This is a genomic window from Serratia silvae (assembly GCF_023282985.1).
Lineage (GTDB): Bacteria > Pseudomonadota > Gammaproteobacteria > Enterobacterales > Enterobacteriaceae > Chania > Chania silvae.
Window position 1 is genome coordinate 126,254 of the sequence record NZ_JAGQDC010000002.1, and the last position, 26,572, is coordinate 152,825.

Consider the following 26,572-nt stretch of genomic DNA (forward strand, 5'->3'; position numbering starts at 1 on the left):
ATGCATGATCTTAAAGACACTCACGTGAGTCACGATGCGCTTGAGGCCACCAATGCAGCCGCTCCTCAGAGCGGCGCTGATGCATTTGTGCTGAGTGCGGAAGAGCGTGATGCGATCGAGCACGAAAAGCACCATTACGAGGATCCACGCGCCGCCTCCATTGAAGCACTGAAGATCGTGCAGAAGCAGCGTGGCTGGGTTCCGGATGGAGCGATTTATGCCATCGCTGAAGTGCTGGGCATCCCAGCCAGCGACGTAGAAGGCGTGGCCACGTTCTACAGCCAGATTTTCCGCCAGCCAGTAGGACGTCACGTGATCCGTTACTGTGACAGCGTAGTTTGTCATATCAACGGCTACCAGGGCATTCAGGCCGCGCTGGAAAAGAAACTCAACATCAAGCCGGGCCAGACGACTTTCGACGGTCGTTTCACCTTGCTGCCGACCTGCTGCCTGGGTAACTGCGACAAAGGCCCGAACATGATGATCGATGAAGATACTCATGCTCACCTGACGCCAGAAAACGCGGTCGAACTGTTGGAGCGGTATAAATGATGATTGATATCAAACGTACTGCCGAAATGCACCCGCTGACCTGGCGCTTGCGCGATGACCAACAGCCGGTATGGCTGGATGAATATCGCAGCAAGAACGGTTACCAGGGCGCGGAAAAAGCGCTGAAAGGCATGGCCGCCGACGACATCGTCACCCTGGTGAAAGATGCCGGGCTGAAAGGCCGTGGTGGTGCAGGTTTCTCCACCGGTTTGAAGTGGAGCCTGATGCCGAAAGACGAATCCATGAACATCCGTTACCTGCTGTGTAACGCCGATGAAATGGAGCCGGGCACCTATAAAGACCGTCTGCTGATGGAGCAACTGCCACACCTGTTGGTGGAAGGTATGTTGATCTCGGCATTCGCGTTGAAAGCCTACCGGGGTTACATCTTCCTGCGTGGCGAATACGTCGAGGCCGCAGTGCATCTGCGCCGTGCGATTGCGGAAGCTACCGAAGCAGGCCTGCTGGGTAAAAATATCATGGGCAGCGGCTTTGACTTCGAGCTGTTCGTCCACACCGGCGCTGGCCGCTACATCTGTGGTGAAGAAACGGCGCTGATCAACTCGCTGGAAGGCCGCCGTGCCAACCCGCGCTCCAAGCCACCATTCCCAGCTTCCGTGGGCGTATGGGGCAAACCGACCTGCGTGAACAACGTAGAGACCCTGTGTAACGTGCCTGCCATCCTCGAGCATGGTGTGGACTGGTACAAAGGGATCTCCGCCGGTAAGAGTAACGATGCGGGTACCAAACTGATGGGCTTCTCTGGCCGGGTGAAAAACCCAGGCGTCTGGGAGCTGCCGTTTGGGACTACCGCGCGTGAAATTCTGGAAGATTACGCCGGTGGCATGCGTGATGGCCTGAAATTTAAAGCCTGGCAGCCGGGCGGGGCGGGTACCGATTTCCTGACCGCCGATCACCTGGATCTGCCAATGGACTTCGAGCACATCGGTAAAGCGGGCAGCCGTTTAGGTACGGCGCTGGCGATGGCGGTGGATCACGAAATCGGCATGGTTCCCCTGGTGCGTAACCTGGAAGAGTTCTTTGCCCGTGAGTCCTGTGGCTGGTGTACACCATGCCGTGACGGCTTGCCGTGGAGCGTGAAGATCCTGCGTGCTTTGGAAAAAGGTGAAGGCCAGCCGGGGGATATCGAAACCCTCGAGCAGCTGTGCCGCTCCCTCGGCCCAGGTAAAACCTTCTGCGCCCATGCGCCAGGTGCCGTAGAGCCACTGCAAAGCGCGATTAAATATTTCCGTGAAGAGTTTGAAGCCGGGATTTCCCCACAGTATTTGGGCAATCTCCAGGCGGTTGGCGGCATTCAGCCAAACAACTTGTTGAAGCAACGCTGGTAATCCCGCTTTGCCTGGGTGCGGTGAGCGCACCCCGAAACACGGCCAGAATTTTTGATTAACGCCTGCCTTATGGGCAGGCCACTTGGAAGCATGCTGACTATGGCTACGATTCATGTAGACGGCAAAGAATACGACGTAGATGGAGCCGACAACCTGTTGCAGGCGTGTCTCTCTCTCGGCCTCGATATTCCTTACTTTTGCTGGCATCCGGCGCTTGGAAGCGTCGGCGCTTGCCGCCAATGTGCGGTAAAGCAATACCAAAACGCGGACGATACGCGTGGCCGTTTGGTGATGTCCTGTATGACACCGGCATCCGATGGGACCTTTATTTCCATCGATGACGCAGAAGCCAAACAGTTCCGTGAGAGCGTGGTCGAGTGGTTGATGACCAACCACCCGCACGACTGTCCGGTATGTGAAGAGGGCGGTAACTGTCACCTGCAAGATATGACAGTAATGACCGGCCACAGCTTCCGTAAATATCGCTTCAGTAAGCGCACCCACAACAACCAGGAACTGGGGCCATTTATCTCGCACGAGATGAACCGCTGTATTGCCTGTTACCGTTGTGTGCGTTACTACAAAGACTACGCGGATGGCACCGATTTCGGTGTGTACGGCGCGCACGACAACGTCTATTTCGGTCGTCCGGAAAGCGGCACGCTGGAAAGCGAGTTCTCCGGTAACCTGGTAGAAGTGTGCCCAACCGGCGTATTCACCGACAAAACCCACTCCGAGCGTTACAACCGTAAGTGGGACATGCAGTTTGCCCCAAGCATCTGCCAGCAGTGCAGCATCGGCTGTAACACCAGCCCGGGTGAGCGTTATGGCGAGCTGCGTCGTATCGAAAACCGTTACAACGGCAGCGTAAACCACTATTTCCTGTGTGACCGCGGCCGCTTTGGTTATGGCTATGTGAACCAGAAAGATCGCCCTCGCCAGCCGCAGCAACTGCGTGGCAATGACTGGATCACCCTGAACGCCGAGCAGGCGATGCAGGGCGCGGCAGATATTCTGCGTCAGGCCAACAAAACCATCGGTATCGGTTCACCGCGTGCCAGCCTGGAAAGCAACTTTGCGTTGCGTGAACTGGTCGGTGCTGAGAACTTCTATACCGGCATCAACCAGGCTGAACAGCAGCGCCTGAACCTGATGCTCAACGTGTTGAAAAACAGCGGCGTTTATACGCCTAACCTGCGCGAAATCGAAAGCTACGACGCGGTGTTGGTATTGGGTGAAGATTTGACCCAGACCGGCGCTCGTATCGCGCTGTCGGTACGCCAGGCAGTGAAAGGTAAAGCCCGCGCGATGGCTGCGGCACACCGCGTTGCCGATTGGCAGATTGCGGCGGTGCAAACCATCGGGCAGCACGCCAAACACCCGCTGTTCGTCACTAACGTCGATAACACCCGTCTGGACGACATCGCCGCCTGGAACTACCGTGCGCCGGTGGATGAGCAAGCCCGTTTAGGCTTCGCCATTGCCCACGCGCTGGATGAGTCTGCACCGGCAGTGACCGATCTGGCCGAAGATCTGAACAAGAAAATTGACGTGATCGTACAGGCCCTGGCCGGTGCGCAGAAGCCATTGATCATCACCGGCAGCAATGCGGGTAGCACAGCTATCATCGAAGCTGCGGCCAACATTGCCAAGGCGTTGAAAGGTCGCGGTGCCGATGTTGGCATCACCTTCGTTGCCGCCGCTGCCAACAGCATGGGCTTGGCGATGATCGGTGGTGGTTCGCTGGACGAGGCACTGGTGCAACTGGAAAGTGGTTCCGCTGATACCGCCATCGTGATGGAGAACGATCTCTATCGTCACGCCCCGGCGGCCAAAGTGGATGCCGCATTGGCCAAGGTCAGCAACCTGATCGTTGCCGATCACCAGCGCACCGCCATCATGGATAAAGCCAACCTGATCCTGTCTGCAGCCAGTTTTGCAGAGAGCGATGGGACCTTGGTCAGCCAGGAAGGCCGCGCACAGCGCTTCTTCCAGGTCTACGACCCGGCTTATTACGATGATGCCAAGAAAAATATCTACAGCGTGATGTTGGAAAGCTGGCGTTGGATGCACTCGCTGCACTCCACCTACACCAGCCGCCAGGTTGACTGGACTCAGCTCGATGACGTGATTGCCGCCTGCGTAGCCGCATTGCCGCAGTTGCAAGGTATTGTCGAAGCTGCGCCAGATGCTACTTTCCGCATCCGTGGTCAGAAACTGGCCCGTTCACCGCACCGCTACAGTGGCCGCACCGCGATGCGTGCCGATATCAGCGTGCATGAACCGCGTCAGCCGCAGGATAAAGACACCATGTTCGCCTTCTCGATGGAAGGGAACAACAGCCCGCTGGCTGACCGTCAGCAGATCCCATTTGCCTGGGCACCAGGTTGGAACTCACCGCAGGCATGGAACAAGTTCCAAGCCGAAGTGGGCGGCAAACTGCGCCATGGCGATCCGGGTATCCGTCTGATCGAAGCAGGGGAGGGCAGCCTCGGTTACTTCACCGCGATCCCTGCGGCGTTTAAAGCCGATGGTTGGCGTGTTGCACCGTATTACCACCTGTTTGGCAGTGACGAAATGTCACAGCGTTCCGATGTGATCCAGCAACGTATGCCGCAGGCTTACGTGATGGTTAACGTTGCCGACGCCGCACAGCTTGGTGTCAATGCTGGTGCTTTGGTCGAGTTCAGCTGTGCGGGCCAAACGCTGCGTTTGCCGGTACGCCTGAGTGAAACCCTGAGCCAAGGCCAGGTTGGTTTGCCGCTCGGCTTGCCAGGGATCCCGCCGGTACTGGTGGGTGCGAAGGTTGAAAATCTGCGGGAGGCGGCACTATGAGCTGGTTGACACCTGAGGTGATCGACATCCTGATCGCCGTGTTGAAAGCGGTGGTGATCCTGTTGGTTGTGGTCACCTGCGGGGCGTTTATGAGCTTCGGCGAACGCCGTCTGCTGGGCCTGTTCCAGAACCGTTACGGGCCAAACCGTGTCGGCTGGGGCGGTTCGCTGCAGCTGGTCGCCGACATGATCAAAATGTTCTTCAAAGAAGACTGGGTTCCGACCTTCGCCGACCGCATGATCTTTACGCTGGCCCCGGTGATCGCGTTTACCTCGCTGCTGTTGGCCTTTGCCATCGTACCGGTCAGCCCGACCTGGTCGGTGGCCGATCTCAACATCGGTATTCTGTTCTTCCTGATGATGGCTGGCCTGGCGGTGTATGCCGTGCTGTTCGCCGGCTGGTCCAGTAACAACAAATACTCGCTGTTAGGGGCGATGCGTGCTTCGGCACAAACCCTGAGCTACGAAGTGTTTCTCGGTCTGTCCGTGTTGGGCGTGGTGGCGCAAGCCGACTCGTTTAACATGCAGGCGATTGTTGAATCACAGGCGCACATCTGGAACGTCATTCCGCAATTCTTTGGTTTCATTACCTTTGCGATTGCCGGTGTGGCGGTATGTCACCGCCACCCATTTGACCAGCCGGAAGCCGAGCAGGAACTGGCCGACGGTTACCACATTGAATATTCCGGCATGAAATTCGGTCTGTTCTTCGTGGGGGAATACATCGGTATCGTGACCGTGTCTGCCCTGATTGTGACGTTGTTCTTCGGCGGTTGGCAGGGCCCATTCCTGCCGCCATTCATCTGGTTCGCACTGAAAACGGCCTTCTTCATGGTGATGTTCATTCTGATCCGTGCTTCGTTGCCGCGTCCGCGTTATGACCAGGTGATGTCATTCGGCTGGAAAATTTGCCTGCCGTTGACGCTGCTGAACCTGCTGGCAACCGCCGCGGTCATTTTGTACAACGCTCAATAAGGGGTGAATAAACCATGACATTGAAAGAGTTAGTGGTTGGTTTCGGCACCCAGGTGCGCAGCCTTTGGATGATTGGCCTACACGCCTTCGCCAAACGCGAAACCCAGATGTATCCGGAAGAACCGGTTTACCTGCCGCCGCGCTACCGTGGCCGCATCGTGCTGACGCGCGATCCGGACGGTGAAGAACGCTGCGTGGCCTGTAACCTGTGTGCAGTTGCCTGTCCGGTTGGCTGTATCTCCCTGCAAAAAGCAGAGCAGAAAGATGGCCGCTGGTATCCAGAGTTTTTCCGCATCAACTTCTCACGCTGCATTTTCTGCGGCCTGTGTGAAGAGGCTTGCCCAACCACCGCGATCCAGCTGACGCCGGATTTCGAAATGGGTGAGTTCAAGCGCCAGGATCTGGTGTACGAAAAAGAAGAACTGTTGATCTCGGGGCCGGGTAAATATCCGGAATATAACTTCTACCGGATGGCCGGTATGGCGATTGACGGCAAAGCCAAAGGCGAAGCCGAAAACGAAGCCAAACCGATCGACGTCAAAGGTCTGTTGCCTTAAGGAGCCAGCAAGCATGGAAATTGCCTTTTATCTGGCAGGGTTCATTGCGATAGTCGCGACCATTCGCGTTATCTCGCATACCAATCCTGTGCATGCGCTGCTGTATCTGATCGTCTCTTTACTGGCGATCTCGGCAGTCTTTTTCTCACTGGGGGCCTACTTTGCGGGTGCTCTGGAGATCATCGTCTACGCCGGTGCCATTATGGTGCTGTTCGTGTTCGTGGTCATGATGCTCAACCTCGGCAACGCGGTGCAGCAGCAAGAGCGCGACTGGCTGAAGCCTGCCGTCTGGATTGGCCCTGGTTTGTTGTCACTGGCCCTGCTGGTGGTACTGATCGTGGCGATCCGCAGCGTGTCTGACCAGGGCATCAGCGGCGAGATGGTGGATGCCAAAGCGGTCGGGATCAGCCTGTTTGGTCCTTACGTACTGGCGGTTGAACTGGCTTCAATGCTGCTGTTGGCGGGCCTGGTCGTTGCCTTCCACATTGGTCGTGAGCACAAACCGGGTGACGTGTTGAGTAATAGCCCGGCGAGCAGCGAAATGGCGAAAAGAAAATCGGAGGAGCAAGCATGATCCCTCTTCAACATGGGCTGATCCTGGCGGCGATCCTGTTCGTCCTGGGGCTGACCGGGTTGCTGATCCGTCGTAACCTGCTGTTTATGCTGATCAGTCTGGAAGTGATGATCAACGCTGCGGCGTTGGCGTTTATCGTGGCGGGCAGTTATTGGGGCCAGACCGACGGGCAGGTGATGTACATCCTGGCAATCAGTCTGGCGGCAGCCGAGGCCAGTATCGGCCTGGCGTTGCTGCTGCAGCTTTACCGTCGTCGTCATACCCTGAATATTGACACTGTCAGTGAGATGCGCGGATGAACCTATTATATTTAACTATTCTGCTACCGCTGATCGGGTTCCTGCTGTTGGCATTTTCCCGTGGCCGCTGGTCTGAAAACACTGCGGCTACCGTTGGCGTGGGGTCGATTGGCCTGGCGGCACTGGTCACGGTATATGTGGCGATTGATTTCCTGGGCCAAAAGGCCGCTGGCGTGCAGCTGTATGAGCAAAGCCTGTGGAATTGGATGAGCGTTGGCGACTTCAACGTTGGCGTCACTCTGGTGCTGGACGGCCTGTCGCTGACCATGCTGTCGGTGGTGACCGGTGTCGGCTTCCTGATCCACATGTATGCTTCCTGGTACATGCGTGGTGAAGAGGGCTACTCCCGCTTCTTCGCTTACACTAACCTGTTTATCGCCAGCATGGTGGTATTGGTACTGGCAGACAACTTGCTGCTGATGTACCTGGGTTGGGAAGGCGTGGGCCTGTGCAGCTACCTGTTGATCGGTTTCTACTACAAAGATCCGGCCAACGGCGCGGCGGCAATGAAAGCCTTCATCGTTACCCGCGTGGGCGACGTGTTCCTGGCCATTGCGCTGTTCATTCTGTACCACGAGCTGGGTACGCTGAACATCCGTGAACTGATGGTGCTGGCACCGCAGAAACTGGCGGTTGGCGATACGGCGTTGACCTGGGCAACCCTGATGTTACTGGGTGGCGCAGTGGGTAAATCGGCTCAGTTGCCGTTGCAAACCTGGCTGGCAGATGCGATGGCTGGCCCAACTCCGGTGTCTGCATTGATCCACGCGGCAACCATGGTGACCGCAGGCGTCTACCTGATTGCCCGTATGCATGGCCTGTTCCTGATGACGCCGGAAGTGCTGAATCTGGTCGGTATCATTGGTGGCGTTACGCTGCTGCTGGCGGGCTTCGCCGCGCTGGTACAGACCGACATCAAACGCGTACTTGCCTACTCCACCATGAGCCAGATTGGCTACATGTTCCTGGCGCTGGGCGTACAGGCATGGGATGCGGCCATCTTCCACCTGATGACCCACGCGTTCTTCAAGGCGCTGCTGTTCCTGTCCTCCGGTTCGGTGATCCTGGCCTGTCATCATGAGCAGAACATTTTCAAGATGGGTGGCCTGCGCAAGAGCATTCCGCTGGTGTATGTCTGCTTCCTGGTGGGGGGCGCGGCGCTGTCTGCTCTGCCTATCATCACCGCGGGCTTCTTCAGTAAGGATGAAATCCTGGCGGGCGCCATGGCGAACGGCCACTTCAACCTGATGATTGCCGGTCTGATTGGCGCATTCATGACCTCATTGTATACCTTCCGCATGATCTTCATCGTGTTCCACGGCGAAGAGAAAATCAAAGCGCATGCTGGCAAAGGGATTACTCACCACCTGCCACTGTTGGTTCTGATGGTGCTGTCCACCTTCGTCGGCGCGATGATTGTGCCGCCGTTGCAGGGTGTACTGCCAGAAACTACCGAACTGGCACACGGCAGCGTTCTGACGTTGGAGATCGCCTCTGGCGTGGTCGCTATCGTTGGGATCCTGCTGGCAGCTGCGCTGTGGCTGGGCCAACGTCGCCTGGTAAACAGCATCGCGAACAGCGCTCCGGGTCGTTTCTTCTCGACCTGGTGGTTCCATGCCTGGGGCTTCGACTGGCTGTATGACAAAGTGTTCGTCAAGCCATATCTGGGCATCGCCAGACTGCTGCAAAGCGATCCACTGAACTCGCTGATGAACCTGCCTGCGCTGTTCTCCCGCTGGGGGAACCGTGGTCTGACGGTGAGTGAGAACGGTCAGATCCGCTGGTATATCGCGTCTATGGGTGTGGGTGCAGTGGTCGTATTGGCGCTGTTGATTTTGGTTTAACCAATAATCTATAAAGCATTTATCGGGCAGAGCGCTTATTAATCTGGTGCTATGTACAATGTTTTATACCGTATGAATTTCACGTTGTGGCTAGGCGGCAAGTGCGTGAATCCCCAGGAGCTTACTGAAGTAAGTGACAGGGGTAAGCGCACGCAGCCAACAACGCCACGGCGTGAAAGACAACGGTAGAAATAAGGGACACAAAACGCCATGCTATTACCTTGGCTAATTCTTATCCCCTTTATCGGCGGTCTGCTGTGCTGGCAGTGCGAGCGTTTCGGTACTAAGGCGCCGCGCTGGATAGCGTTGATCGCAATGGGGCTGACGTTGGCGCTTTCTCTGCAACTGTGGTTGCAGGGGGGCTATTCGTTGATAAAACCGCAGGGCATGCCGCAGTGGCAGTCTGAGTTTATGCTGCCGTGGATCCCGCGCTTTGGCATCAGCATTCACCTGGCGCTGGACGGCCTGTCACTGCTGATGGTGGTGCTGACCGGTTTCCTGGGCGTGCTGGCGATCCTCTGTTCCTGGCGTGAAATCCAGAAGTATCAGGGCTTCTTCCATCTGAACCTGTTGTGGATCCTGGGCGGCGTGATCGGCGTGTTCCTGGCCATCGACCTGTTCCTGTTCTTCTTCTTCTGGGAAATGATGCTGGTGCCGATGTACTTCCTGATCGCCTTGTGGGGTCATAAAGCATCGGACGGCAAAACCCGTATCACTGCAGCTACCAAGTTCTTCATCTACACCCAGGCCAGTGGTCTGGTGATGCTGATTGCGATCCTGGGCCTGGTATTTGTGCACTACAATGCGACCGGCGTGTGGACCTTCAACTACGAAGATCTGCTGAAAACCCCGATGTCGCATAACGTTGAATACCTGTTGATGCTGGGCTTCTTCATCGCGTTTGCGGTGAAAATGCCAGTGGTGCCATTGCACGGCTGGTTGCCGGATGCGCACAGCCAGGCACCAACGGCGGGTTCTGTCGACCTGGCGGGGATCTTGCTGAAGACGGCGGCCTACGGCCTGCTGCGTTTCAGCCTGCCGCTGTTCCCGAACGCTTCCGCTGAGTTTGCCCCTATCGCCATGTGGCTGGGTGTGATTGGTATCTTCTACGGTGCCTGGATGGCGTTCGCGCAGACCGATATCAAACGTCTGATCGCCTACACCTCCGTTTCCCATATGGGCTTCGTGCTGATCGCCATCTACACCGGTAGCCAATTGGCTTACCAGGGTGCGGTGATCCAGATGATCGCTCACGGTTTGTCTGCCGCCGGTATGTTCATCATCTGTGGCCAGCTGTACGAACGTCTGCACACTCGCGATATGCGTCAGATGGGTGGCCTGTGGGGACGTATCAAGTACCTGCCTGCGCTGTCACTGTTCTTTGCGGTGGCAACCCTGGGGATGCCGGGTACCGGTAACTTCGTCGGTGAATTCATGATCCTGTTCGGCAGCTTCCAGGTCGTGCCGGTGATCACCGTGATTTCTACCTTCGGTCTGGTGTTTGCTTCGGTTTACTCGTTGATCATGATGCAGCGTGCCTACTACGGCACCCCGAAATCTGATCAACCGTTGCCGGGCATGACCGCACGTGAACTGTTTATCATTCTGCTGTTGGTGGTACTGCTGGTGTTGCTGGGCTTTTATCCTCAGCCAATCCTCGATACCTCAAGTGCGGCGATGAGCAACGTGCAACACTGGTTTGGTCCGTCAGTTTCAGCAATTTCAACAACAAGGCCGTAATTCGCCATGACAATAACTCCTCAACAACTGATCGCACTGTTACCGCTGTTGATCGTCGGATTGACGGTGGTGGTTGTGATGCTGTGCATTGCGTGGCGACGCGACCACTTTATCAACGCCACCCTGACAGTGATCGGTCTTAACCTGGCGCTGCTTTCACTCTACTTTGTTGGCCAGGTAGGCCCAATGGACGTCACCCCGCTGGTGCGGGTTGACGGTTACTCGATGTTCTATACCGGGTTGGTGGTGCTGGCGAGTCTGGCAACCTGTACCTTCGCCTATCCATGGCTGGTGGGGTACCCGGATAACCGCGAAGAGTTCTACCTGCTGGTGCTGATTGCTACCATGGGTGGCATTCTGCTGGCTAGCGCCAACCACCTGGCTTCACTGTTCCTGGGTATTGAGCTGATCTCGCTGCCGCTGTTTGGTCTGATAGGGTATGCCTATCGCCAGAAGCGTTCGCTGGAAGCGGCCATCAAGTACATGGTGCTGTCTGCGGCGGCCTCCAGCTTCCTGCTGTTCGGCATGGCGCTGCTGTATGCCGAATCCGGTGACCTGTCACTGGCAGGCCTGGGCAAGAGCATGCAGGAGAACATGATGCATCAGCCGCTGATCCTGGCAGGCATGGGCATGATGATCGTCGGTCTGGGCTTCAAACTTTCCCTGGTACCTTTCCAACTGTGGACGCCGGATGTGTATCAAGGGGCGCCTGCGCCGGTCTCAACCTTCCTGGCTACCGCCAGCAAGATTGCGATCTTCGCCGTCGTGATGCGTCTGTTCCTGTACGCACCGGCTACCGACAACGAAGCGCTGCGGATGGTGTTGTCGATCATCGCCGTCTGCTCGATCCTGTTCGGTAACCTGATGGCGATCAGCCAGACCAACATCAAGCGACTGCTGGGTTACTCCTCGATCGCACACCTGGGCTACCTGCTGGTCGCGCTGGTTGCGGTGCAAACCCACCAGCTGTCGCTGGAAACCGCCGGGGTTTATCTGGCGGGTTACCTGTTCAGCAGTCTGGGTGCCTTCGGTGTGGTTAGCCTGATGTCCAGCCCGTACCGTGGCCCGGATGCCGACTCGCTGTTCTCCTATCGTGGCCTGTTCTGGCACAAGCCAATCCTGTCAGCAGTCATGACGGTGATGATGCTGTCCCTGGCCGGTATCCCGATGACGCTGGGCTTTATCGGTAAGTTCTTCGTGATTGCGATGGGCGTCAGTGCTCACCTGTGGTGGTTGACCGGTGCCGTGGTGCTGGGTAGTGCGATAGGTTTGTACTACTACCTGCGTGTGACCGTCAGCCTGTTCCTCAGTGCGCCGGAAACGCTGGTTCGCGATACGCCAAACAACTGGGCATTGACCGCCGGTGGTGTGGTGGTGCTGATCTCTGCCGCGTTGGTGCTGTTGCTGGGTATCTACCCGCAACCGCTGATTACGTTGGTGCAGATGGCACAGCCGATGTTCTGATTGAACTCGAGCTAGACAACAAGGGTCGCCAAATGGCGGCCCTTGTTTATTTGTGGGTTAGAGCGAGCCGTTGTTAAACGAGACTTCCAGTTCTTGCACTACCGCGCGTATTCTTGCTGTGTGTTGCAGATCCGGATGTAACACCAGCCAGATATCTACCCAGTCCTGATTCTCCGGGAGGATACGCACCAGATCGGGATCGCTATCGGCCAGGAAGCAAGAGAGCAGGCCGATGCCCAACCCGTTGCGCGTTGCCGAACGCAGTAACAGCTGTGAGTTGCATTGCAGCACTACGTTTGGCTCATTCAACGCCTCTCCGCCGAAGTTGTCCCAGTGGCGCGGCACCAGTTCGCGCGGGAACATCAGCAAATCGTGGCCACGTAGATGGTCGCCTTTACCCGGCGTTCCGTGTTGATCCAGGTAGCCTTGCGTGGCATATAACCCCATCTCAATGGTTGCCAGACGTTTGATGACCAGTTCATCAGATTCAGGGCGAGCGCCACGGATAGCCAGATCGGCCCCGCGATAAGAGATGTCGGAGATATTGAGCGCCGTCAGTAGCGTGATGGTGATATGCGGGTATTTCTCGCGCAGCCGATTCAGCGCCGGGATCACAAAGGCCTCGGCCAAGGTATCGGTGGTGGCAATGCGCACCTCACCCGCCAGGCTTTGATCGCCACTGCTGGCTTTACGACCGATAGCCTGTACCGAATTTTCCATCGCCAGCACTTCTGCCAGCATGGCTTCACCCAGTGGGCTGAGTGAGAAGGATTTTGGCGTGCGGATAAACAGTTTTGAACCCAACGCCTGTTCGAAAGCGGTGATCCGCCGCCCAACGGTGGCTTGATCGACGTGAAGTTCATGGGCGGCTTTGCGTAACGTACCGCAGCGTGCCACCGCCAGGAAGAAGCGTGCATCATCCCAATTCATTGTGCAGTGTCCTTGGTGGCATCCGATCTATTTTGACCGCCAGCGGCGGCTGAGATTGTTATTATCTGGTAACCGTCAGGTAAATGCATCCACGTGAGGTTGTAGAGCAAGCTTATTTGTAGCAGGCGATGCATATTGCGCGAAAATGCTGGTATTCTTGGCCGATGCCACTAGCTCATTTCTGACGGTTAAAACCGCCGATCAAGAGATTATTTTGTGGTCTTGTCGGGCCACATTCTGGGGAAATCATGGTTGCTTTATGGATGGTCGCTGCCAGCGTGTTCTTCGCGCTGATGGGAGCCTGCATCAAACTGGCTTCGGCCAAGGTCGGTTTCTTCGATATTATTTTTTACCGTTCATTGATCAACGTGGCCATCGTAGCGGCGTTGATAAAAATCAAAAACATCGGTTTTCGCACCCGGCACCTTGGCTTGCACATGAAGCGTGCCGCGATTGGTAATGCGGCCATGTATTGCGGCTTCTATGCGCTGATCCATCTGCCTATCGCCACCGCAACCACGTTGGGCTATACCAACCCGATTTTCCAATCGGTGATCACCTTCGTCACGGCCAGAGGTCAACTGACTGGCAAGCTGCTGTTCTCGGTGCTGCTGGGCTTTGTGGGCATCCTGATCTTGTTGCGTCCAGATGTACCGAACGGGGAATATACCGCCACCTTGATTGGCCTGTTGTCTGGATTGCTGACGGCGCTGGCCTATTTCAACGTCGGTAAACTGGTGCGTACCGGGGAGCCTGAACTGCGTGTGGTGTTTTACTTCTCGCTGGTCGGTACCTTGTTTGGTGTGGTGATGAGTTCGATTGTGGGATTCGCCGCGTTGGATGCCACCAGCCTGTTGTACGTCTGCGCTATCGGTGTATTCGGCAGCCTGGGGCAGATCACCATGACCCGCGCCTATGGTGGTGGCAATGCGGTCACCGTCGGTATTCTTTCCTACAGCACGATCATCTTCTCCACGCTGCTCGGCTACCTGATTTTTGCCCAGACCCTGTCGTTTATCGCTGCGGCGGGCATGGTGCTGATCATCCTTTCCGGCGCGTTGGCCATTTTACGTCGTGCACCCGCTAAAAAGGTATCAACGGCTTCGGTGTGATTTCGCCGCGGGCCACCTGCAACAATGCATCATAGTGCTGCATTGTTGGTGGTTTGGGCGGCCAGCTCTGAACGGTATGATGAGCGCCTGATATTTTGCGGGTGAGATGATTTGCCTGCGTATTTAGGGAGAAAATCATGTCTGACGGTTTAGCCGTTGATAAAACTACGCGAGCCAATACGGCCTCCTCGCCTGGAGTCATTGTGCTGTTTCTTGCGCTGGCCTTGATGTCGGCACTGCTCAACAGCAGTGCGCCAACGCCGCTTTATCCCTTGTACCAACAGCAACTGGCACTGACCTCGGTCAGCCTGACCCTGATCTACGGGGCTTATGCCGCTGGCGTGCTGATTTCCCTGTTCGCCGTGGGCAACCTGGCTGGCAAGGTGAAAGATTTACGCAGCATGATCGTCCCGGCGCTGCTGGTGGTGTTGCTGGGGGCATTGCTTTTTGCCGTGGCCGATTCATTTTCTCTGATGCTGATGGCTCGCTTGCTGGCCGGGGTAGGCACGGGGGCGTTGACCGGTGCGGCAAATATTGCGTTGGTCCGTTTTGGCCCCGCTGACGGTGGCAAGCAGGCGGCGCTAATCGCTACCTTGTCCTTTACCGCTGGGTTGGCATTGGGGCCGATCTTTAGCGGTATAGCGTTGCAGACCGGTTTTCATACCACTTCGATGCCGTTTGTGGTCATCATGGTGGTGGCAGCGATTGCCGCTTTGGGGATTATGCTGAGCTGGCCTGCGCGTGTGGTGGCCAAAGCTAGCGTCAGTTTGGCTGAGGGTACTGGGGCAGGGGAAAATACCTTGGCTGCGGGCCTGCGTGCAACCGGGAGTCGATTTTTCGTGTGTGCTGGCGCACTGTTTGTCTGTTGGGCGCTGGCTGCCAGCATCCTGGCGATCGGCCCCAACGTGGCGGAAACGCTGTTGGGTATGCAAAACCGCAGCAGTTTCGGTTATGTGATCGCGGTCTACCTGCTGATTGCCGGGGCCAGCCAGATCCTGAGCCGTCAAGTTAATGCGCGCCATTCGTTGATGTTTGGCTGCCTGGCGCAGGCGTTGGCGGTGGTGGTATTTGCCGAAGCCATTCATATCCATTCACTGGGGCTGGCCGCGGCAGGGATGGCGATAGCCGGTTATGCTTATGGCGCTATCTTTGTCGGCAGTGCGACGTTGGTTAACCTGATTTCACCCAAAGCCAGCCATGCGCGGCTGATCTCACTGTTCTATGTGATTGCTTATGTTGCCAACTGGGTGCCCATTTTGCTTGGCAGCATCATCGATTATGCCAGTCTACAACTGGCGGTAAACCTGCTATTCCTGGTTACTGCCATCGTCTGCGTGGTGTTGGGGCTATGGGCTACGCGAGTGGGTTTCCCGAGCTGAACCTTGCTAGCGGTTTTTTCGCGTTGGATAATGAAAAACACCCTGGTTATGTGACTAATCTCTCATTTTTATGATTATAATCTATCAATTTGCACTGTTGGTGTGGTTTTTATCACATCTGATTGACTGATTTCGCGTAAACTGTGTGGATTATTTTTAGCGGATCAGGATTATGAACGTCATTTTTGCCATTGCGGTAACCACCGGTATTCTCTCCGGCTTATGGGGCTGGGTTGCCATCAGCCTTGGGCTAATCAGTTGGGCGGGCTTTCTTGGCTGTACGGCCTATTTTGCCTGTCCGCAAGGTGGCCTCAAGGGCCTGGCAATCAGCACACTGACTTGTTTAAGCGGCGTGTTCTGGGCGATGGTCATTATTCACGGCAGCGCATTGGAACCTGCCTGGAGCATTCTGGGTTATCTGCTGACTGGCATCGTCGCCTTCCTGATGTGTATTCAGGCCAAACAACAATGGTTTGGCTTTGTTCCCGGTACTTTTATCGGTGCCTGCGCCACCTTCGCCGGTGACGGCAACTGGCCATTGATCACGGTCTCACTGCTGGTTGGGCTATTGTTTGGCTACGCCATGAAAAACAGTGGCCTGTGGCTGGCCGCACGCCGTAAATCCCCCTCTGTAGCGCTGGCCGAACAAGCCTCCACCGACGCCTGAAAGGGCGTCAGTTTCTTGTCATGCCTCTTTTTTAATCAACATTCCGATGGCGTGTATCCAGGTCGTGTCCTACCATGGGACGACGACCAAGGGTTGTTGATGGCTAAGCTAAGCTCATCGGGAGTCAGGCTGACTTCGGTCAGGCTGCGCTCTTCCTGCGCCTGAGCCACTTCTACCGCTACGCGGCGAGCGCCCAAAGCTCGCCCAGGGTCAGATTACCTCTTCATAGCGCTCCATTTGGTCGACAGAAAACAGCTCTGCCTTGATGTTGCTGGCGGGAGGTGTTTCGGCTGTAGCCCGGTTATGCCGTAATGGTAACCGGGCCACTTTGGGAGAGCGGCGCTTTTTCTTTAACCAATTAATAAGTATTTCTTTCACGCAAAAAGCTCCTTACATCTGGCCCAAAGGACAGTGGGTTAATACCATTGGGAGGCTGTGAACATCCTGATTTGACTATCGATTTGATATGACAGGATTTCACTGCGGCAGGAACATGACTTCTATGTATAGTTCCGCGTGCGCGTGTGGTTGTTTTTTGATCTTAAAATTCAGTTTTAATGAATAATTAGCGGCGCAAGGTATTGGTTAATAGACGCTATTTTTCCGCCCGTGAGGGGTGATTTACCGTATAATTCCCCACATAACGTTTGGTTAATGGGGTGGCAGTGGAACAACTTTCGGGATTGCTGCGGCGGCTACGTCAGCAGCTTGGGCACGATCTTCCCTGTGAAGCCGGATTTCGGCAGCTCACTGTGACGGTTCCCGGCCATCTGAGCGATTTGCTGCTGGAGTGGCTGGCGGCGCAGGTGCTGTTCCCTCAATTCTACTGGCGTCATCGCGAAGGGCGGCAGGAGGCGGCGGTGTGTGGCGCTTTACGGCAGTTTTCACACCCTTTAATGGCGCAGGCATTCGTGAATGCCTATCCTGCGGCCCGTTTATGGGGGCTGACTGCCTTCGACGGTGACGCCCAGCTGTTTTTGCCGCGCCTGGAAATTCTCAATCGCCAAGGCAAATGTGAACTGACGCTCAACCTGTTTTCTGAAGAGGCATTGAGTGATGACGCCCAAGTGGCGCTTGCCTGGCTTGAAAATCTGCTGGTAGCAAAACCGATCGAGAATTTACAGGTGAAAGTGCTGTCGGTGCAGCATCAACCGGAACGTTCCGGGTGGGAAACCATGTTGCGCGATGCGCTGAAGGCGATACATCGGCAGCAGATGGATAAGGTGGTTTTGGCGCGCAGCTCGGTGTTGACGCTGGAGAGCCCGTTGTTTGCCCCTGCGATGATGGCCGCCAGCCGCAGAGTGAATCACCAATGCTACCACTTTATGTTGCGCTTTGATGCACATTCCGCATTTCTTGGCTCCAGCCCGGAAAGATTGTACCTGCGTGAGGGGGAGCATCTGTTGACCGAGGCGTTGGCGGGGACTGTTGCCAACCATCCCGATGAGCGGCAAGCCCAGGCACTGGCACAGTGGTTGCTGCAAGACAGCAAGAACCAGCAGGAAAACCTGCTGGTGGTTGATGATATCTGTCAGCGTTTGCAAGGCGGTGCCAGAGCGGTCGATGTGTTGCCACCAGAAGTGGTGAGGTTGCGCAAGGTACAGCATTTGCGGCGGCGTATTGAAGGGCAACTGAACCATTGTAATGATGCCGATTGCCTGCAACGGCTCCAACCGACGGCTGCGGTTGCCGGACTGCCGCGCCAGGCCTCGCGTGAGTTTATCCGCCAGTATGAGCCTTTTTCCCGCGGTTGGTATGCTGGCTCTGCGGGTTATCTTTCTGCGGCACAGGCTGAGTTCTGCGTTGCACTGCGTTCCTGCCAGATCGAGGATGCTCAGGTAGAGTTGTATGCCGGGGCGGGGATTGTGGCCGGTTCCGATCCGGCGCAGGAGTGGCAAGAGATCGAAAATAAGGCGGCGGGCTTACGTACCCTATTGCAGCCAGAACATTCTGGGCTGGCGCATTGAGCAGGCCGATCTTCGTGTGTAAACTTATTGTGTCTTATATGTTTGTTTTTTGTTCGTCATTGCTTTGCCTTTTAGGCTTTGAAAGTCGGAATTGATTTAATAGGGGTCAGGAACGTTAAACCTGCCACAGGGAAATACGGCGTTTTTGCGCTGGCGCAAAAGCCGTAAAGATAATTACTTATATAATTCAGAGTTATGATCCCCGGTTCGCTACCTCGTTTGGGTAGGCCTCGGTGCGTAACCTCTGTTTACTACTTGTGAGCGAAATATGTCGACAAGTGTTTTTAATCGCCGGTGGGCGGCGTTGTTGCTGGAAACGCTGGTTCGCCATGGAGTGCGGCATGTCTGTATCGCTCCGGGCTCGCGCTCAACGCCTCTTACGCTGGCTGCCGCCGCAAACCGTGCTTTTGTCTGTCATACTCATTTCGATGAGCGGGGCCTGGGCCATTTAGCACTCGGCCTGGCAAAAGCCACGCGTGAGCCGGTGGCGGTGATCGTCACCTCGGGTACTGCGGCAGCAAATCTCTATCCTGCCCTGATCGAGGCCGGGTTAACCGGGGAGCGGTTGGTGTTTCTCACCGCCGATCGTCCGCCGGAGTTGATTAACTGCGGTGCCAATCAGGCGATCCGCCAAAACGGCCTCTACTCGAGCCACCCTACCTTGAACATCGATTTACCGCGCCCAAGCCCGGATATTCCGGCTCGCTGGCTGGTGTCTACTCTGGACAGCGCGATGGCGCGCCTGCGGCACGGTGCCCTACATATCAACTGCCCGTTTGCGGAGCCGTTATATGGCGGAGATGAACAGCTGTATGAGCAGTGGTCGGCAGAGTTAGGGGACTGGTGGCAGGATACCCATCCTTGGCTGCGTGAAATGGATCCCTATCAGGTTATTAAGCAGCCGGACTGGTTTTTCTGGCGGCAGAAACGCGGCGTGATTATCGCTGGCCGGATGGAGGCGGAAGAGGGCGTGCAACTGGCCGAATGGGCGGGCATGCTCGGTTGGCCGTTGATCGGCGATGCCCTTTCGCAAACGGGACAACCGCTGCCCTGTGCTGATTTATGGTTGGCTAACCCCCAGGCTCGCGATTTGTTGGCAAGCGCGCAACTGGTGGTGCAGTTTGGCAGCAGCCTGACGGGCAAACGCCTGCTACAGTGGCAGGAACGCTGTCAGCCTGAGGCGTACTGGCTGATCGACGATCTGACTGGGCGACTCGATCCTGCACATCATCGTGGCCGCCGCATACGTTCTGCCGTTGGAGAGTGGCTCGATCTGCACCCAGCGCAACCTCGCTCACCTTGGGCTGGCGATCTGTCCGCGCTGGCAGATGATGCCCTTGATGCGACGTCAAAATACCTGGTTAACCGGTTTGGTGAAGCACAACTGGCTCATCGTCTGCCTGAGCTGTTGCCGGAGAACGGCCAGCTGTTTCTCGGCAATAGCCTGATTGTGCGCCTGATCGATGCCTTAACCCAGCTGCCTGCCGGTTATCCGGTGTTCAGCAATCGCGGTGCCAGCGGTATCGACGGCTTAATCTCCACTGCGGCTGGGGTACAGCGCGCCACAGCCAAGCCTACGTTGGCCGTGGTAGGCGATCTCTCCGCACTCTACGATTTGAACGCTCTGGCATTGTTGCGCCAGTGTTCGGCACCCACTGTGCTGATCGTGGTGAATAACAATGGCGGGCAGATTTTCTCGCTGCTGCCAACGCCGGAACCGGAGCGCCAGCGGTTTTACTGTATGCCACAGGACGTGGAGTTCAGCCATGCGGCGGCCATGTTCCAGCTTGACTATGCCTGCCCAGAAAACTGGGGCCAGTTGCAGCAGGCGGTGGAAAAAGCCTGGCGTCATAGCGGTGCCACGCTGATTGAGTTGCAGGTGCCGCCGAGCGATGGGGCAGAAACCTTGCAACATCTGGTGCAAAAAATGGGGGCAAACTGATGCTGGCTTCCCGCGTGTTACAACAGGGCGAAAGCCAACGCCCATGGTTGATCTGGCTGCATGGCCTGCTGGGGAACAACAATGAGTGGCGGGTGATCGCCTCGCGTTGTGAGCAGTGGCCATCGCTGGCGATTGATTTGCCTGGTCATGGCGATTCTGCCGGTCAATCCTGTCTGGATTTTGCTGACGTCAGCAGGCAAATCACCGCCACGCTGCAGCAGCATAATATTGAGCGTTACTGGCTGGTGGGCTACTCACTCGGCGGGCGCATTGCCATGTACCATGCTTGTTGCGGCGATGCGCAAGGGCTACAAGGCATTGTGATCGAAGGGGGTAATCCAGGGTTAGAGAACGAAGATTTGCGTGCCCAAAGGCGTGCCCATGATGCCGCCTGGGCGAAGCGTTTCCGCACCGAACGGATCAAAACGGTATTGGCCGATTGGTATCTCCAACCGGTATTTGCCAACCTCAGCCCGGTACACCGCGAGGCGCTGATCGCCGCCCGTGCCGATAATCATGGCCCGGCCATTGCCGACATGCTGGAGGCCACTTCACTCGGGCGGCAGCCTTGGTTGGTGCCCCAATTACAACAGTTGGCACTGCCAGTGATGGTGTTATGCGGTGCCGACGATCATAAGTTTCAGGCGCTGGCGCGTGATGCCGGTTTGCCATTGCAAACCGTGCCAGAAGCGGGTCATAACGCTCATCTGGCCAATCCGGCAGATTTTGCCGCCGCGCTCGATGCATTTCTTGCTAAAAAAGGAACCAAACATGCTGTATCCCAATGAAGAACAACTGTACGCCGCGATCGATTGGCAGGACTGCTCGGGTGATTTCGAAGACATTCTGTATCACAAATCCAGCGACGGTATTGCCAAAATCACCATCAACCGCCCGCAGGTGCGTAACGCCTTCCGCCCGCATACGGTGAAGGAAATGATCGAGGCGATGTCGAACGCGCGCTATGACGACGGTATCGGCACCATCATTCTTACCGGTGCCGGGGATAAAGCCTTCTGCTCCGGTGGCGATCAGAAAGTGCGTGGTGACTACGGCGGCTATCGTGATGACAGCGGCGTGCACCACCTGAACGTGCTGGATTTCCAGCGCCAGATCCGCACCTGCCCTAAACCGGTGGTGGCGATGGTGGCTGGATATTCCATCGGCGGCGGTCACGTGCTGCATATGATGTGCGATCTGACCATTGCGGCCGATAACGCCATCTTTGGCCAGACGGGGCCGAAAGTCGGTTCCTTTGACGGCGGCTGGGGTGCTTCCTACATGGCGCGTATCGTCGGCCAGAAGAAGGCCCGTGAGATCTGGTTCCTGTGCCGCCAATACGACGCCGCTGCGGCGCTGGATATGGGCCTGGTCAACACCGTAGTGCCGTTGGCCGATCTGGAAAAAGAGACCGTGCGCTGGTGCCGTGAGATGTTGCAGAACAGCCCAATGGCCCTACGCTGCCTGAAAGCCGCCCTGAACGCCGACTGCGATGGTCAGGCCGGGCTGCAAGAGCTGGCGGGTAACGCCACCATGTTGTTCTATATGACCGATGAGGGTCAGGAAGGGCGCAACGCATTTATCGAAAAACGCCAGCCTGACTTCAGCAAATTCAAGCGTAACCCGTAATGACGGCATTAACCCGTGTTGCTGCGATTTATCGCTATAGCCTGCCGATGGAGGCGGGCGTAGTGCTGCGCAACCAGCGGCTGAAAACCCGAGATGGTTTGCTGATCCACCTGCAACAAGGTGAGCAGCAAGGATGGGGGGAAATAGCCCCCTTGCCGGAGTTCAGCCAGGAGACACTCGACCAGGCGCAACAGGCCACATTGGCCTGGGTGCAGGCATGGGTGGCGGGTGAACCGCCAGCGGAAAACGAGTGGCCTTCGGTGGCCTTCGGTACCAGCTGTGCCCTGGCGGAAATGGCCGGGCAATTGCCAACGCAGGCCGACTACCGCAAGGCACCGCTGTGCACTGGCGATCCCGACGAGCTGTTCGACATGTTGGCCGCGCTGCCGGGGGAGAAAGTGGCCAAGGTGAAGGTGGGGCTGTATGAGGCGGTGCGGGATGGCATGGTCGTCAACGTGTTGCTGGAAGCCTTGCCTGACCTAAAGCTAAGGTTGGATGCCAACCGCAGTTGGAGCCGGGCCAAAGCGGACGGTTTTGCCAAATACGTCAATCCAGCGTGGCGTGATCGCATCGCGTTTCTGGAAGAGCCCTGCAAAACCCGTGACGAATCCCGGGAGTTTGCCCAGGCAACCGGGATTGCCATCGCCTGGGATGAAAGCGTGCGTGAAGCCGATTTTGTCGTGCAGGCGGAGCCGGGGGTGGCGGCCATTGTCATCAAGCCGACCTTGGTGGGGAGCCTGGCTCGCTGCCGTGAGCTGGTCATGCAGGCACATCAGGCCGGGCTGGCGGCGGTGATCAGTTCCAGTATTGAATCCAGCCTTGGTTTGACACAGCTGGCACGCGTCGCGCATTGGTTGACGCCGCAGACGGTACCGGGTTTGGATACGTTGAACCTGATGCAGGCCCAGTTAATTCGTTGCTGGCCAGAGAGCACCTTGCCGCTATTGGGCATTGATACCTTGGAGTGTGTATGGCGCAGTTGAGTGATTGGCCGTGGCGGCATTGGGCCAAACAGCGCCCGCAGGCGACCGCGGTGATCTTTGAACAACAGCCGGTCAGTTGGCTGATGCTGCAACGGCAGGTGGAAGTGCTGGCTGCCGACTTTCAGCGCCAGGGGGTATTACCCGGTAGCGGTGTGCTGCTGTGTGGGAAAAACAGCTATCCGCTGCTTTTGGCCTATCTCGCGCTCTTGCAGTGCGGTGCGCGCCTGCTGCCACTCAATCCGACGCTGCCTACGCCGATGCTGGCGGCTTTGCTACCGGATCTGGATATCGACTTTGCTTTCAGCCCGGATGGTTTGCCTGAGTTGCCCCCTGGCGCGATCGTCTTGTCGCCGCCGGGCGTTGATGAGTGCTACTTGCAGCTGTTGCCGTGGGATGAACAAAGACTGGCAACGTTGACGCTGACTTCCGGCTCCAGCGGCTTGCCAAAAGCCGCCGCCCATAGCTATGCCGGCCACCTTGCCAGCGCCGATGGCGTGTTGCAACTGATGGAGTTTCAGCCGCAGGACAGCTGGCTGCTCTCGCTGCCGCTGTTTCACGTGTCTGGTCAGGGCATTGTCTGGCGCTGGCTGGCGGTAGGGGCACAGCTTGTGGTGCGCGAAATGCAACCCTTGGCCGATGCGCTGGCGGGATGCACCCATGCTTCGCTGGTGCCAACCCAACTTTGGCGTTTGCTGTCTGAACCGATGGCCAAACATGCGCTAAAAGAAGTGCTGCTTGGTGGGGCGATGATCCCGGTGTCACTCACCCAACAGGCTGAGGCGGTAGGGATCCACTGCTGGTGCGGCTATGGTTTGACGGAGCTGGCTTCAACGGTTTGCGCCAAGCGTGCCGACGAACTGCCTGGCGTTGGGGCACCTTTACCTGGCCGTGAAATACGCCTGGTGGATCAGGAAGTCTGGATCCGCTCCACCAGCCTGGCGCTGGGTTATTGGCTGCGGGGCGAGCTAGTGCCCATTACCGACGAGCAAGGATGGTTCCATACCCGCGATCGTGGTGCGATGGAGCAGGGCGAACTGCGTATTATTGGCCGGTTGGATAACCTGTTCTTCAGCGGCGGGGAAGGCGTTCAGCCGGAAGATGTGGAACGTATTTTTGCCGCGCATCCACAGGTGTTGCAGGTGTTTATCGTGCCGGTTGACGATGCGGAGTTTGGCCAACGGCCGGTAGCGGTGGTTGATCTGGAAGGCGAGTTGACGCTGGAAGAGTTAATGCTCTGGGCGCAAGACCGGCTGGCGAACTTCCAGCGGCCGATTGCCGCATTGGCATTGCCCGACGAGCTAAAAAACGGCGGTATCAAGATTTCGCGCCGTCGTCTACAAAAGTGGGCGAGCAGCCAACTGCAGGCATAATGAGTTGCGTCGCGAAAAAGGGGCCGCCCGAAGGCGGCCTTGCTATTTGTGTAACCGATTATTTCAGCCCCAGAGCCTTGGCAACGCCGCTACCGTAATCGGGATGTACCTTGGTGAACAGCTCAACCTGACGGCGTTGGATCTGTTCTGGCACCTGCGACAGCTCACCGGCGATGCGGGTGAACATACGTTGGTGCTCCTCGGCACTCAGCAGATTGAACAGCGCACGCGGTTGGCTGTAGTAATCGTCGTCTTCACGATGATTCCAGTGATCGGCGGCACCTTCGATACTCAATGGCGGTTCGCTGAAATCAGGTTGCTCCTGGAACACCCCAAAGCTGTTTGGTTCATAGGTTGCGCCGTTGCCGCTGTTACCATCCACACGCATCGCCCCATCACGGTGATAGTTATGGAACGGGCATTTGGCACCGTTTACCGGGATTTGGTGATGGTTGACGCCCAGGCGGTAGCGGTGTGCATCGCCATAGGAGAACAGACGGCCCTGCAACATTTTATCCGGTGAGAAGCTCACGCCAGGCACCACGTTGGCCGGGTTCATGGCCACTTGTTCCACTTCGGAGAAGTAGTTATCCGGGTTGCGGTTCAGCTCGAAGAAACCGACATCGATCAGCGGGTAGTCGCCGTGCGGCCAGACTTTGGTCAGGTCAAACGGGTTATACGGGGTTTGTGACGCTTCATGCTCTGGCATGATCTGGATTTGCAGTTTCCAGCGCGGGAAGTCACCGTTCTTGATGGAGTCGAACAGATCGCGTTGCGAACTTTCACGATCTTTGGCGATGATGGCTTCTGCTTCATCGTCCATCAGGTTTTCGATGCCTTGCTCACAGCGGAAGTGGAACTTGACCCAGAAACGCTCGTTATTGGCATTGATAAAGCTGAAGGTGTGGCTGCCGAAACCGTGCATATGACGGTAGGATTTAGGCAGGCCACGGTCGCTGAAGTCGATGGTCAACTGGTGCAGTGATTCAGGCAGATGGGAGAAGAAGTCCCATTTGTACACCGGATTGCGCAGGTTGGTGTGCGGATCGCGTTTTACCACGTGGTTCAGGTCAGGGAATTTAAGTGGATCGCGCAGGTAGAACACGGGAGTATCGTTACCGACCAGATCCCAGTTACCTTCCTCGGTATAGAACTTCATGGCAAAGCCACGGATATCACGTTCGGCGTCGGCAGCCCCGCGCTCACCGGCAACGGTAGAGAATCGGACGAACATTTCGGTTTGCTTACCAATCTCAGAGAAGATTTTTGCGCGGGTGTACGGAGTTATATCGTGGGTGACGGTAAAGGTGCCGTAAGCTCCGGACCCCTTGGCGTGCATACGACGCTCTGGGATCACCTCTCGGTCAAAGTGGGCCAGTTTTTCCAGGAACCAAACGTCTTGAAGTAGCATCGGGCCGCGCTTACCGGCGGTGATCACGTTATTATTATCAACAACGGGTGCGCCAGCCGCGGTAGTTAATCCTTTCTTGCTCATCAATATGCTCCTTACTCTGTTGCAGTTAAGTTGATAGCTCAGTTTCGGGTGCTGTAGATCTTCATCATATTAACTAATGAAAAGGCCTGTCCTGCTGACCTCCATCAAAGGTACTACTAGTTGTAGACTTATTCTTAGTCCTCGGCAAATAGGTAGAGCTTATCGTTGCAATTTAGGGGGGGGGGATTTTTATTTATTTACAATTTATTGAAAAATTAACAGTTTATTGCTTTAAATTAGCCAGGAATTAATGATAACTCGGTTACACTCATCACCCAATTTTTTCGGGTGCCAGGCATCATCACTCCCTGATGATGAAGAATGAAAAGGATCAATAATGAACAAAACTTTAGTCGCGTGTGCAGCAGGTTTGCTGTTTGTGGCTGGCTCTGCCAATGCGATCAGCGTGAGTGGTGAGGCAGGGGAACATTACACCAACCTTGGTGTAGGCTTAGGGGGCTCGACGGTGGGCTTGGGGATCAGCGGTAACTGGATCCGTAGCGATCATGATGGTGACATCGGGAGCCTGGGCTTGAGCTTCGGCCTGCCGGTTGGGCCTTTGAGTGTCACTGTGGGCGGCAAGGCCATTTATCTTAGCCCGGAAGATGGCAAAGATGGCGGGGCATTGGCGTTAGGAGGCGGTCTACAATGGGATATCAACCGCTACCTCAGCCTGTATGGTGAGGGTTATTTCGCTCCTGAATCGATGACCAGCGGGGCAAAAGCCTATAACGAGGCCAATGGCGGCGTGCGCTTAAACGTTCGTCCGTTCAATGTGGATGTCGGTTATCGTTACATCAACATCGAAGGTAAAGACGGCAACCGCGACAATACGATAGCCGATGGTCCTTATATCGGTGTGGGTGTGGGCTTCTGATCCCTGCCTGCGATGGGGGCTTTTGGCCCCCAT

At 56.4% G+C, this 26,572-nt stretch carries 23 protein-coding genes; 20 read left to right on the top strand and 3 right to left on the bottom strand.

Going from position 1 to position 26,572, the window contains the following annotated elements:
• The 10 genes from nuoE (at position 1) to nuoN (ending at position 12,188) form a co-directional block, all read left to right on the top strand.
• On the top strand, positions 1 to 552 hold the full coding sequence (gene nuoE, locus KAJ71_RS02660; RefSeq protein WP_021178523.1) for an NADH-quinone oxidoreductase subunit NuoE: 552 nt from the start codon (positions 1 to 3) through the stop codon (positions 550 to 552).
• A complete protein-coding gene (gene nuoF, locus KAJ71_RS02665) occupies positions 549 to 1,901 on the top strand; it encodes an NADH-quinone oxidoreductase subunit NuoF (RefSeq protein ID WP_248944266.1) in 1,353 nt (450 codons plus the stop codon). The genes nuoE and nuoF overlap by 4 nt, the downstream gene beginning before the upstream one ends.
• 99 nt (positions 1,902 to 2,000) lie before the next feature.
• Entirely contained in the window at positions 2,001 to 4,736 is a 2,736-nt protein-coding gene (nuoG, locus tag KAJ71_RS02670; RefSeq protein WP_248944267.1) for an NADH-quinone oxidoreductase subunit NuoG, read from the top strand.
• Positions 4,733 to 5,710 (top strand): NADH-quinone oxidoreductase subunit NuoH, encoded by a 978-nt coding sequence (nuoH, locus tag KAJ71_RS02675; protein ID WP_021805990.1) that lies wholly within the window; start codon positions 4,733 to 4,735, stop codon positions 5,708 to 5,710. The genes nuoG and nuoH overlap by 4 nt, the downstream gene beginning before the upstream one ends.
• A gap of 14 nt (positions 5,711 to 5,724) precedes the next feature.
• Positions 5,725 to 6,267, top strand: a complete 543-nt coding sequence (gene nuoI, locus KAJ71_RS02680; RefSeq protein WP_161739400.1) for an NADH-quinone oxidoreductase subunit NuoI — start codon at positions 5,725 to 5,727, stop codon at positions 6,265 to 6,267.
• Positions 6,268 to 6,280: 13 nt separating this feature from the next.
• Complete coding sequence (gene nuoJ, locus KAJ71_RS02685; protein WP_248944268.1) at positions 6,281 to 6,841, top strand: NADH-quinone oxidoreductase subunit J; 561 nt, start codon at positions 6,281 to 6,283, stop codon at positions 6,839 to 6,841.
• Positions 6,838 to 7,140 (top strand): NADH-quinone oxidoreductase subunit NuoK, encoded by a 303-nt coding sequence (gene nuoK / locus KAJ71_RS02690; protein ID WP_248944269.1) that lies wholly within the window; start codon positions 6,838 to 6,840, stop codon positions 7,138 to 7,140. The genes nuoJ and nuoK overlap by 4 nt, the downstream gene beginning before the upstream one ends.
• Positions 7,137 to 8,984: an NADH-quinone oxidoreductase subunit L gene (gene nuoL / locus KAJ71_RS02695; protein WP_248944270.1), complete on the top strand. Its 1,848-nt coding sequence runs from the start codon at positions 7,137 to 7,139 to the stop codon at positions 8,982 to 8,984. Before nuoK ends, nuoL begins: the two co-directional genes overlap by 4 nt.
• Positions 8,985 to 9,194: 210 nt before the next feature.
• Complete coding sequence (nuoM, locus tag KAJ71_RS02700; protein ID WP_248944271.1) at positions 9,195 to 10,724, top strand: NADH-quinone oxidoreductase subunit M; 1,530 nt, start codon at positions 9,195 to 9,197, stop codon at positions 10,722 to 10,724.
• A 6-nt stretch (positions 10,725 to 10,730) separates the two neighbouring features.
• Positions 10,731 to 12,188, top strand: a complete 1,458-nt coding sequence (gene nuoN / locus KAJ71_RS02705; RefSeq protein ID WP_248944272.1) for an NADH-quinone oxidoreductase subunit NuoN — start codon at positions 10,731 to 10,733, stop codon at positions 12,186 to 12,188.
• Positions 12,189 to 12,245: 57 nt separating this feature from the next.
• Here nuoN and KAJ71_RS02710 read toward each other — a convergent pair whose 3' ends face one another.
• A complete protein-coding gene (locus tag KAJ71_RS02710; RefSeq protein ID WP_248944273.1) occupies positions 12,246 to 13,118 on the bottom strand; it encodes a LysR family transcriptional regulator in 873 nt (290 codons plus the stop codon).
• 248 nt (positions 13,119 to 13,366) lie between these two features.
• Here KAJ71_RS02710 and KAJ71_RS02715 point away from each other — a divergent pair, with 248 nt between their 5' ends.
• From KAJ71_RS02715 to KAJ71_RS02725, 3 genes are all read left to right on the top strand, one after another.
• Positions 13,367 to 14,230, top strand: coding sequence for a DMT family transporter (locus KAJ71_RS02715; RefSeq protein WP_248944274.1), 864 nt, complete (start codon positions 13,367 to 13,369; stop codon positions 14,228 to 14,230).
• Between the two features lie 137 nt (positions 14,231 to 14,367).
• The gene (locus KAJ71_RS02720; protein WP_248944275.1) at positions 14,368 to 15,609 is read left to right on the top strand and encodes an MFS transporter; all 1,242 of its coding nucleotides are present in this window, start codon (positions 14,368 to 14,370) and stop codon (positions 15,607 to 15,609) included.
• Positions 15,610 to 15,781: 172 nt separating this feature from the next.
• A complete protein-coding gene (locus KAJ71_RS02725; RefSeq protein WP_248944276.1) occupies positions 15,782 to 16,276 on the top strand; it encodes a DUF1097 domain-containing protein in 495 nt (164 codons plus the stop codon).
• A 210-nt stretch (positions 16,277 to 16,486) separates the two neighbouring features.
• Here the strand turns inward: KAJ71_RS02725 and KAJ71_RS02730 are convergent, their stop codons facing one another.
• Positions 16,487 to 16,654, bottom strand: coding sequence for a hypothetical protein (locus KAJ71_RS02730; RefSeq protein ID WP_248944277.1), 168 nt, complete (start codon positions 16,652 to 16,654; stop codon positions 16,487 to 16,489).
• 287 nt (positions 16,655 to 16,941) lie between these two features.
• Here KAJ71_RS02730 and menF point away from each other — a divergent pair, with 287 nt between their 5' ends.
• From menF to menE, 6 genes are all read left to right on the top strand, one after another.
• Positions 16,942 to 18,243 (top strand): isochorismate synthase MenF, encoded by a 1,302-nt coding sequence (menF, locus tag KAJ71_RS02735; RefSeq protein ID WP_248944278.1) that lies wholly within the window; start codon positions 16,942 to 16,944, stop codon positions 18,241 to 18,243.
• A gap of 268 nt (positions 18,244 to 18,511) precedes the next feature.
• Positions 18,512 to 20,185 carry a 2-succinyl-5-enolpyruvyl-6-hydroxy-3-cyclohexene-1-carboxylic-acid synthase gene (gene menD / locus KAJ71_RS02740; RefSeq protein WP_248944279.1) on the top strand — a complete coding sequence of 558 codons (1,674 nt, stop codon included), beginning with the start codon at positions 18,512 to 18,514 and terminating at the stop codon, positions 20,183 to 20,185.
• Entirely contained in the window at positions 20,185 to 20,973 is a 789-nt protein-coding gene (menH, locus tag KAJ71_RS02745; RefSeq protein ID WP_248944280.1) for a 2-succinyl-6-hydroxy-2,4-cyclohexadiene-1-carboxylate synthase, read from the top strand. Before menD ends, menH begins: the two co-directional genes overlap by 1 nt.
• Positions 20,957 to 21,814 (top strand): 1,4-dihydroxy-2-naphthoyl-CoA synthase, encoded by an 858-nt coding sequence (gene menB, locus KAJ71_RS02750; RefSeq protein WP_021805976.1) that lies wholly within the window; start codon positions 20,957 to 20,959, stop codon positions 21,812 to 21,814. Before menH ends, menB begins: the two co-directional genes overlap by 17 nt.
• Positions 21,814 to 22,797, top strand: a complete 984-nt coding sequence (gene menC / locus KAJ71_RS02755; RefSeq protein WP_248944281.1) for an o-succinylbenzoate synthase — start codon at positions 21,814 to 21,816, stop codon at positions 22,795 to 22,797. Before menB ends, menC begins: the two co-directional genes overlap by 1 nt.
• A complete protein-coding gene (gene menE / locus KAJ71_RS02760) occupies positions 22,785 to 24,167 on the top strand; it encodes an o-succinylbenzoate--CoA ligase (RefSeq protein ID WP_248944282.1) in 1,383 nt (460 codons plus the stop codon). The genes menC and menE overlap by 13 nt, the downstream gene beginning before the upstream one ends.
• A gap of 58 nt (positions 24,168 to 24,225) precedes the next feature.
• Here menE and katA read toward each other — a convergent pair whose 3' ends face one another.
• The gene (katA, locus tag KAJ71_RS02765; RefSeq protein WP_248944283.1) at positions 24,226 to 25,662 is read right to left on the bottom strand and encodes a catalase KatA; all 1,437 of its coding nucleotides are present in this window, start codon (positions 25,660 to 25,662) and stop codon (positions 24,226 to 24,228) included.
• 337 nt (positions 25,663 to 25,999) lie between these two features.
• Here katA and KAJ71_RS02770 point away from each other — a divergent pair, with 337 nt between their 5' ends.
• The gene (locus KAJ71_RS02770; protein WP_248944284.1) at positions 26,000 to 26,539 is read left to right on the top strand and encodes a YfaZ family outer membrane protein; all 540 of its coding nucleotides are present in this window, start codon (positions 26,000 to 26,002) and stop codon (positions 26,537 to 26,539) included.
• The last annotated feature ends 33 nt before the right edge of the window (positions 26,540 to 26,572 follow it).

What these genes read in the sequence shown, in the direction of transcription:
- nuoE (WP_021178523.1), top strand. Translation starts at nt 1, where the DNA reads ATGCATGATCTTAAAGACACTCACGTGAGTCACGATGCGCTTGAGGCC.
- nuoF (WP_248944266.1), top strand. Translation starts at nt 549, where the DNA reads ATGATGATTGATATCAAACGTACTGCCGAAATGCACCCGCTGACCTGG.
- nuoG (WP_248944267.1), top strand. Translation starts at nt 2,001, where the DNA reads ATGGCTACGATTCATGTAGACGGCAAAGAATACGACGTAGATGGAGCC.
- nuoH (WP_021805990.1), top strand. Translation starts at nt 4,733, where the DNA reads ATGAGCTGGTTGACACCTGAGGTGATCGACATCCTGATCGCCGTGTTG.
- nuoI (WP_161739400.1), top strand. Translation starts at nt 5,725, where the DNA reads ATGACATTGAAAGAGTTAGTGGTTGGTTTCGGCACCCAGGTGCGCAGC.
- nuoJ (WP_248944268.1), top strand. Translation starts at nt 6,281, where the DNA reads ATGGAAATTGCCTTTTATCTGGCAGGGTTCATTGCGATAGTCGCGACC.
- nuoK (WP_248944269.1), top strand. Translation starts at nt 6,838, where the DNA reads ATGATCCCTCTTCAACATGGGCTGATCCTGGCGGCGATCCTGTTCGTC.
- nuoL (WP_248944270.1), top strand. Translation starts at nt 7,137, where the DNA reads ATGAACCTATTATATTTAACTATTCTGCTACCGCTGATCGGGTTCCTG.
- nuoM (WP_248944271.1), top strand. Translation starts at nt 9,195, where the DNA reads ATGCTATTACCTTGGCTAATTCTTATCCCCTTTATCGGCGGTCTGCTG.
- nuoN (WP_248944272.1), top strand. Translation starts at nt 10,731, where the DNA reads ATGACAATAACTCCTCAACAACTGATCGCACTGTTACCGCTGTTGATC.
- KAJ71_RS02710 (WP_248944273.1), bottom strand. Translation starts at nt 13,118, where the DNA reads ATGAATTGGGATGATGCACGCTTCTTCCTGGCGGTGGCACGCTGCGGT.
- KAJ71_RS02715 (WP_248944274.1), top strand. Translation starts at nt 13,367, where the DNA reads ATGGTTGCTTTATGGATGGTCGCTGCCAGCGTGTTCTTCGCGCTGATG.
- KAJ71_RS02720 (WP_248944275.1), top strand. Translation starts at nt 14,368, where the DNA reads ATGTCTGACGGTTTAGCCGTTGATAAAACTACGCGAGCCAATACGGCC.
- KAJ71_RS02725 (WP_248944276.1), top strand. Translation starts at nt 15,782, where the DNA reads ATGAACGTCATTTTTGCCATTGCGGTAACCACCGGTATTCTCTCCGGC.
- menD (WP_248944279.1), top strand. Translation starts at nt 18,512, where the DNA reads ATGTCGACAAGTGTTTTTAATCGCCGGTGGGCGGCGTTGTTGCTGGAA.
- menH (WP_248944280.1), top strand. Translation starts at nt 20,185, where the DNA reads ATGCTGGCTTCCCGCGTGTTACAACAGGGCGAAAGCCAACGCCCATGG.
- menB (WP_021805976.1), top strand. Translation starts at nt 20,957, where the DNA reads ATGCTGTATCCCAATGAAGAACAACTGTACGCCGCGATCGATTGGCAG.
- menC (WP_248944281.1), top strand. Translation starts at nt 21,814, where the DNA reads ATGACGGCATTAACCCGTGTTGCTGCGATTTATCGCTATAGCCTGCCG.
- menE (WP_248944282.1), top strand. Translation starts at nt 22,785, where the DNA reads ATGGCGCAGTTGAGTGATTGGCCGTGGCGGCATTGGGCCAAACAGCGC.
- katA (WP_248944283.1), bottom strand. Translation starts at nt 25,662, where the DNA reads ATGAGCAAGAAAGGATTAACTACCGCGGCTGGCGCACCCGTTGTTGAT.
- KAJ71_RS02770 (WP_248944284.1), top strand. Translation starts at nt 26,000, where the DNA reads ATGAACAAAACTTTAGTCGCGTGTGCAGCAGGTTTGCTGTTTGTGGCT.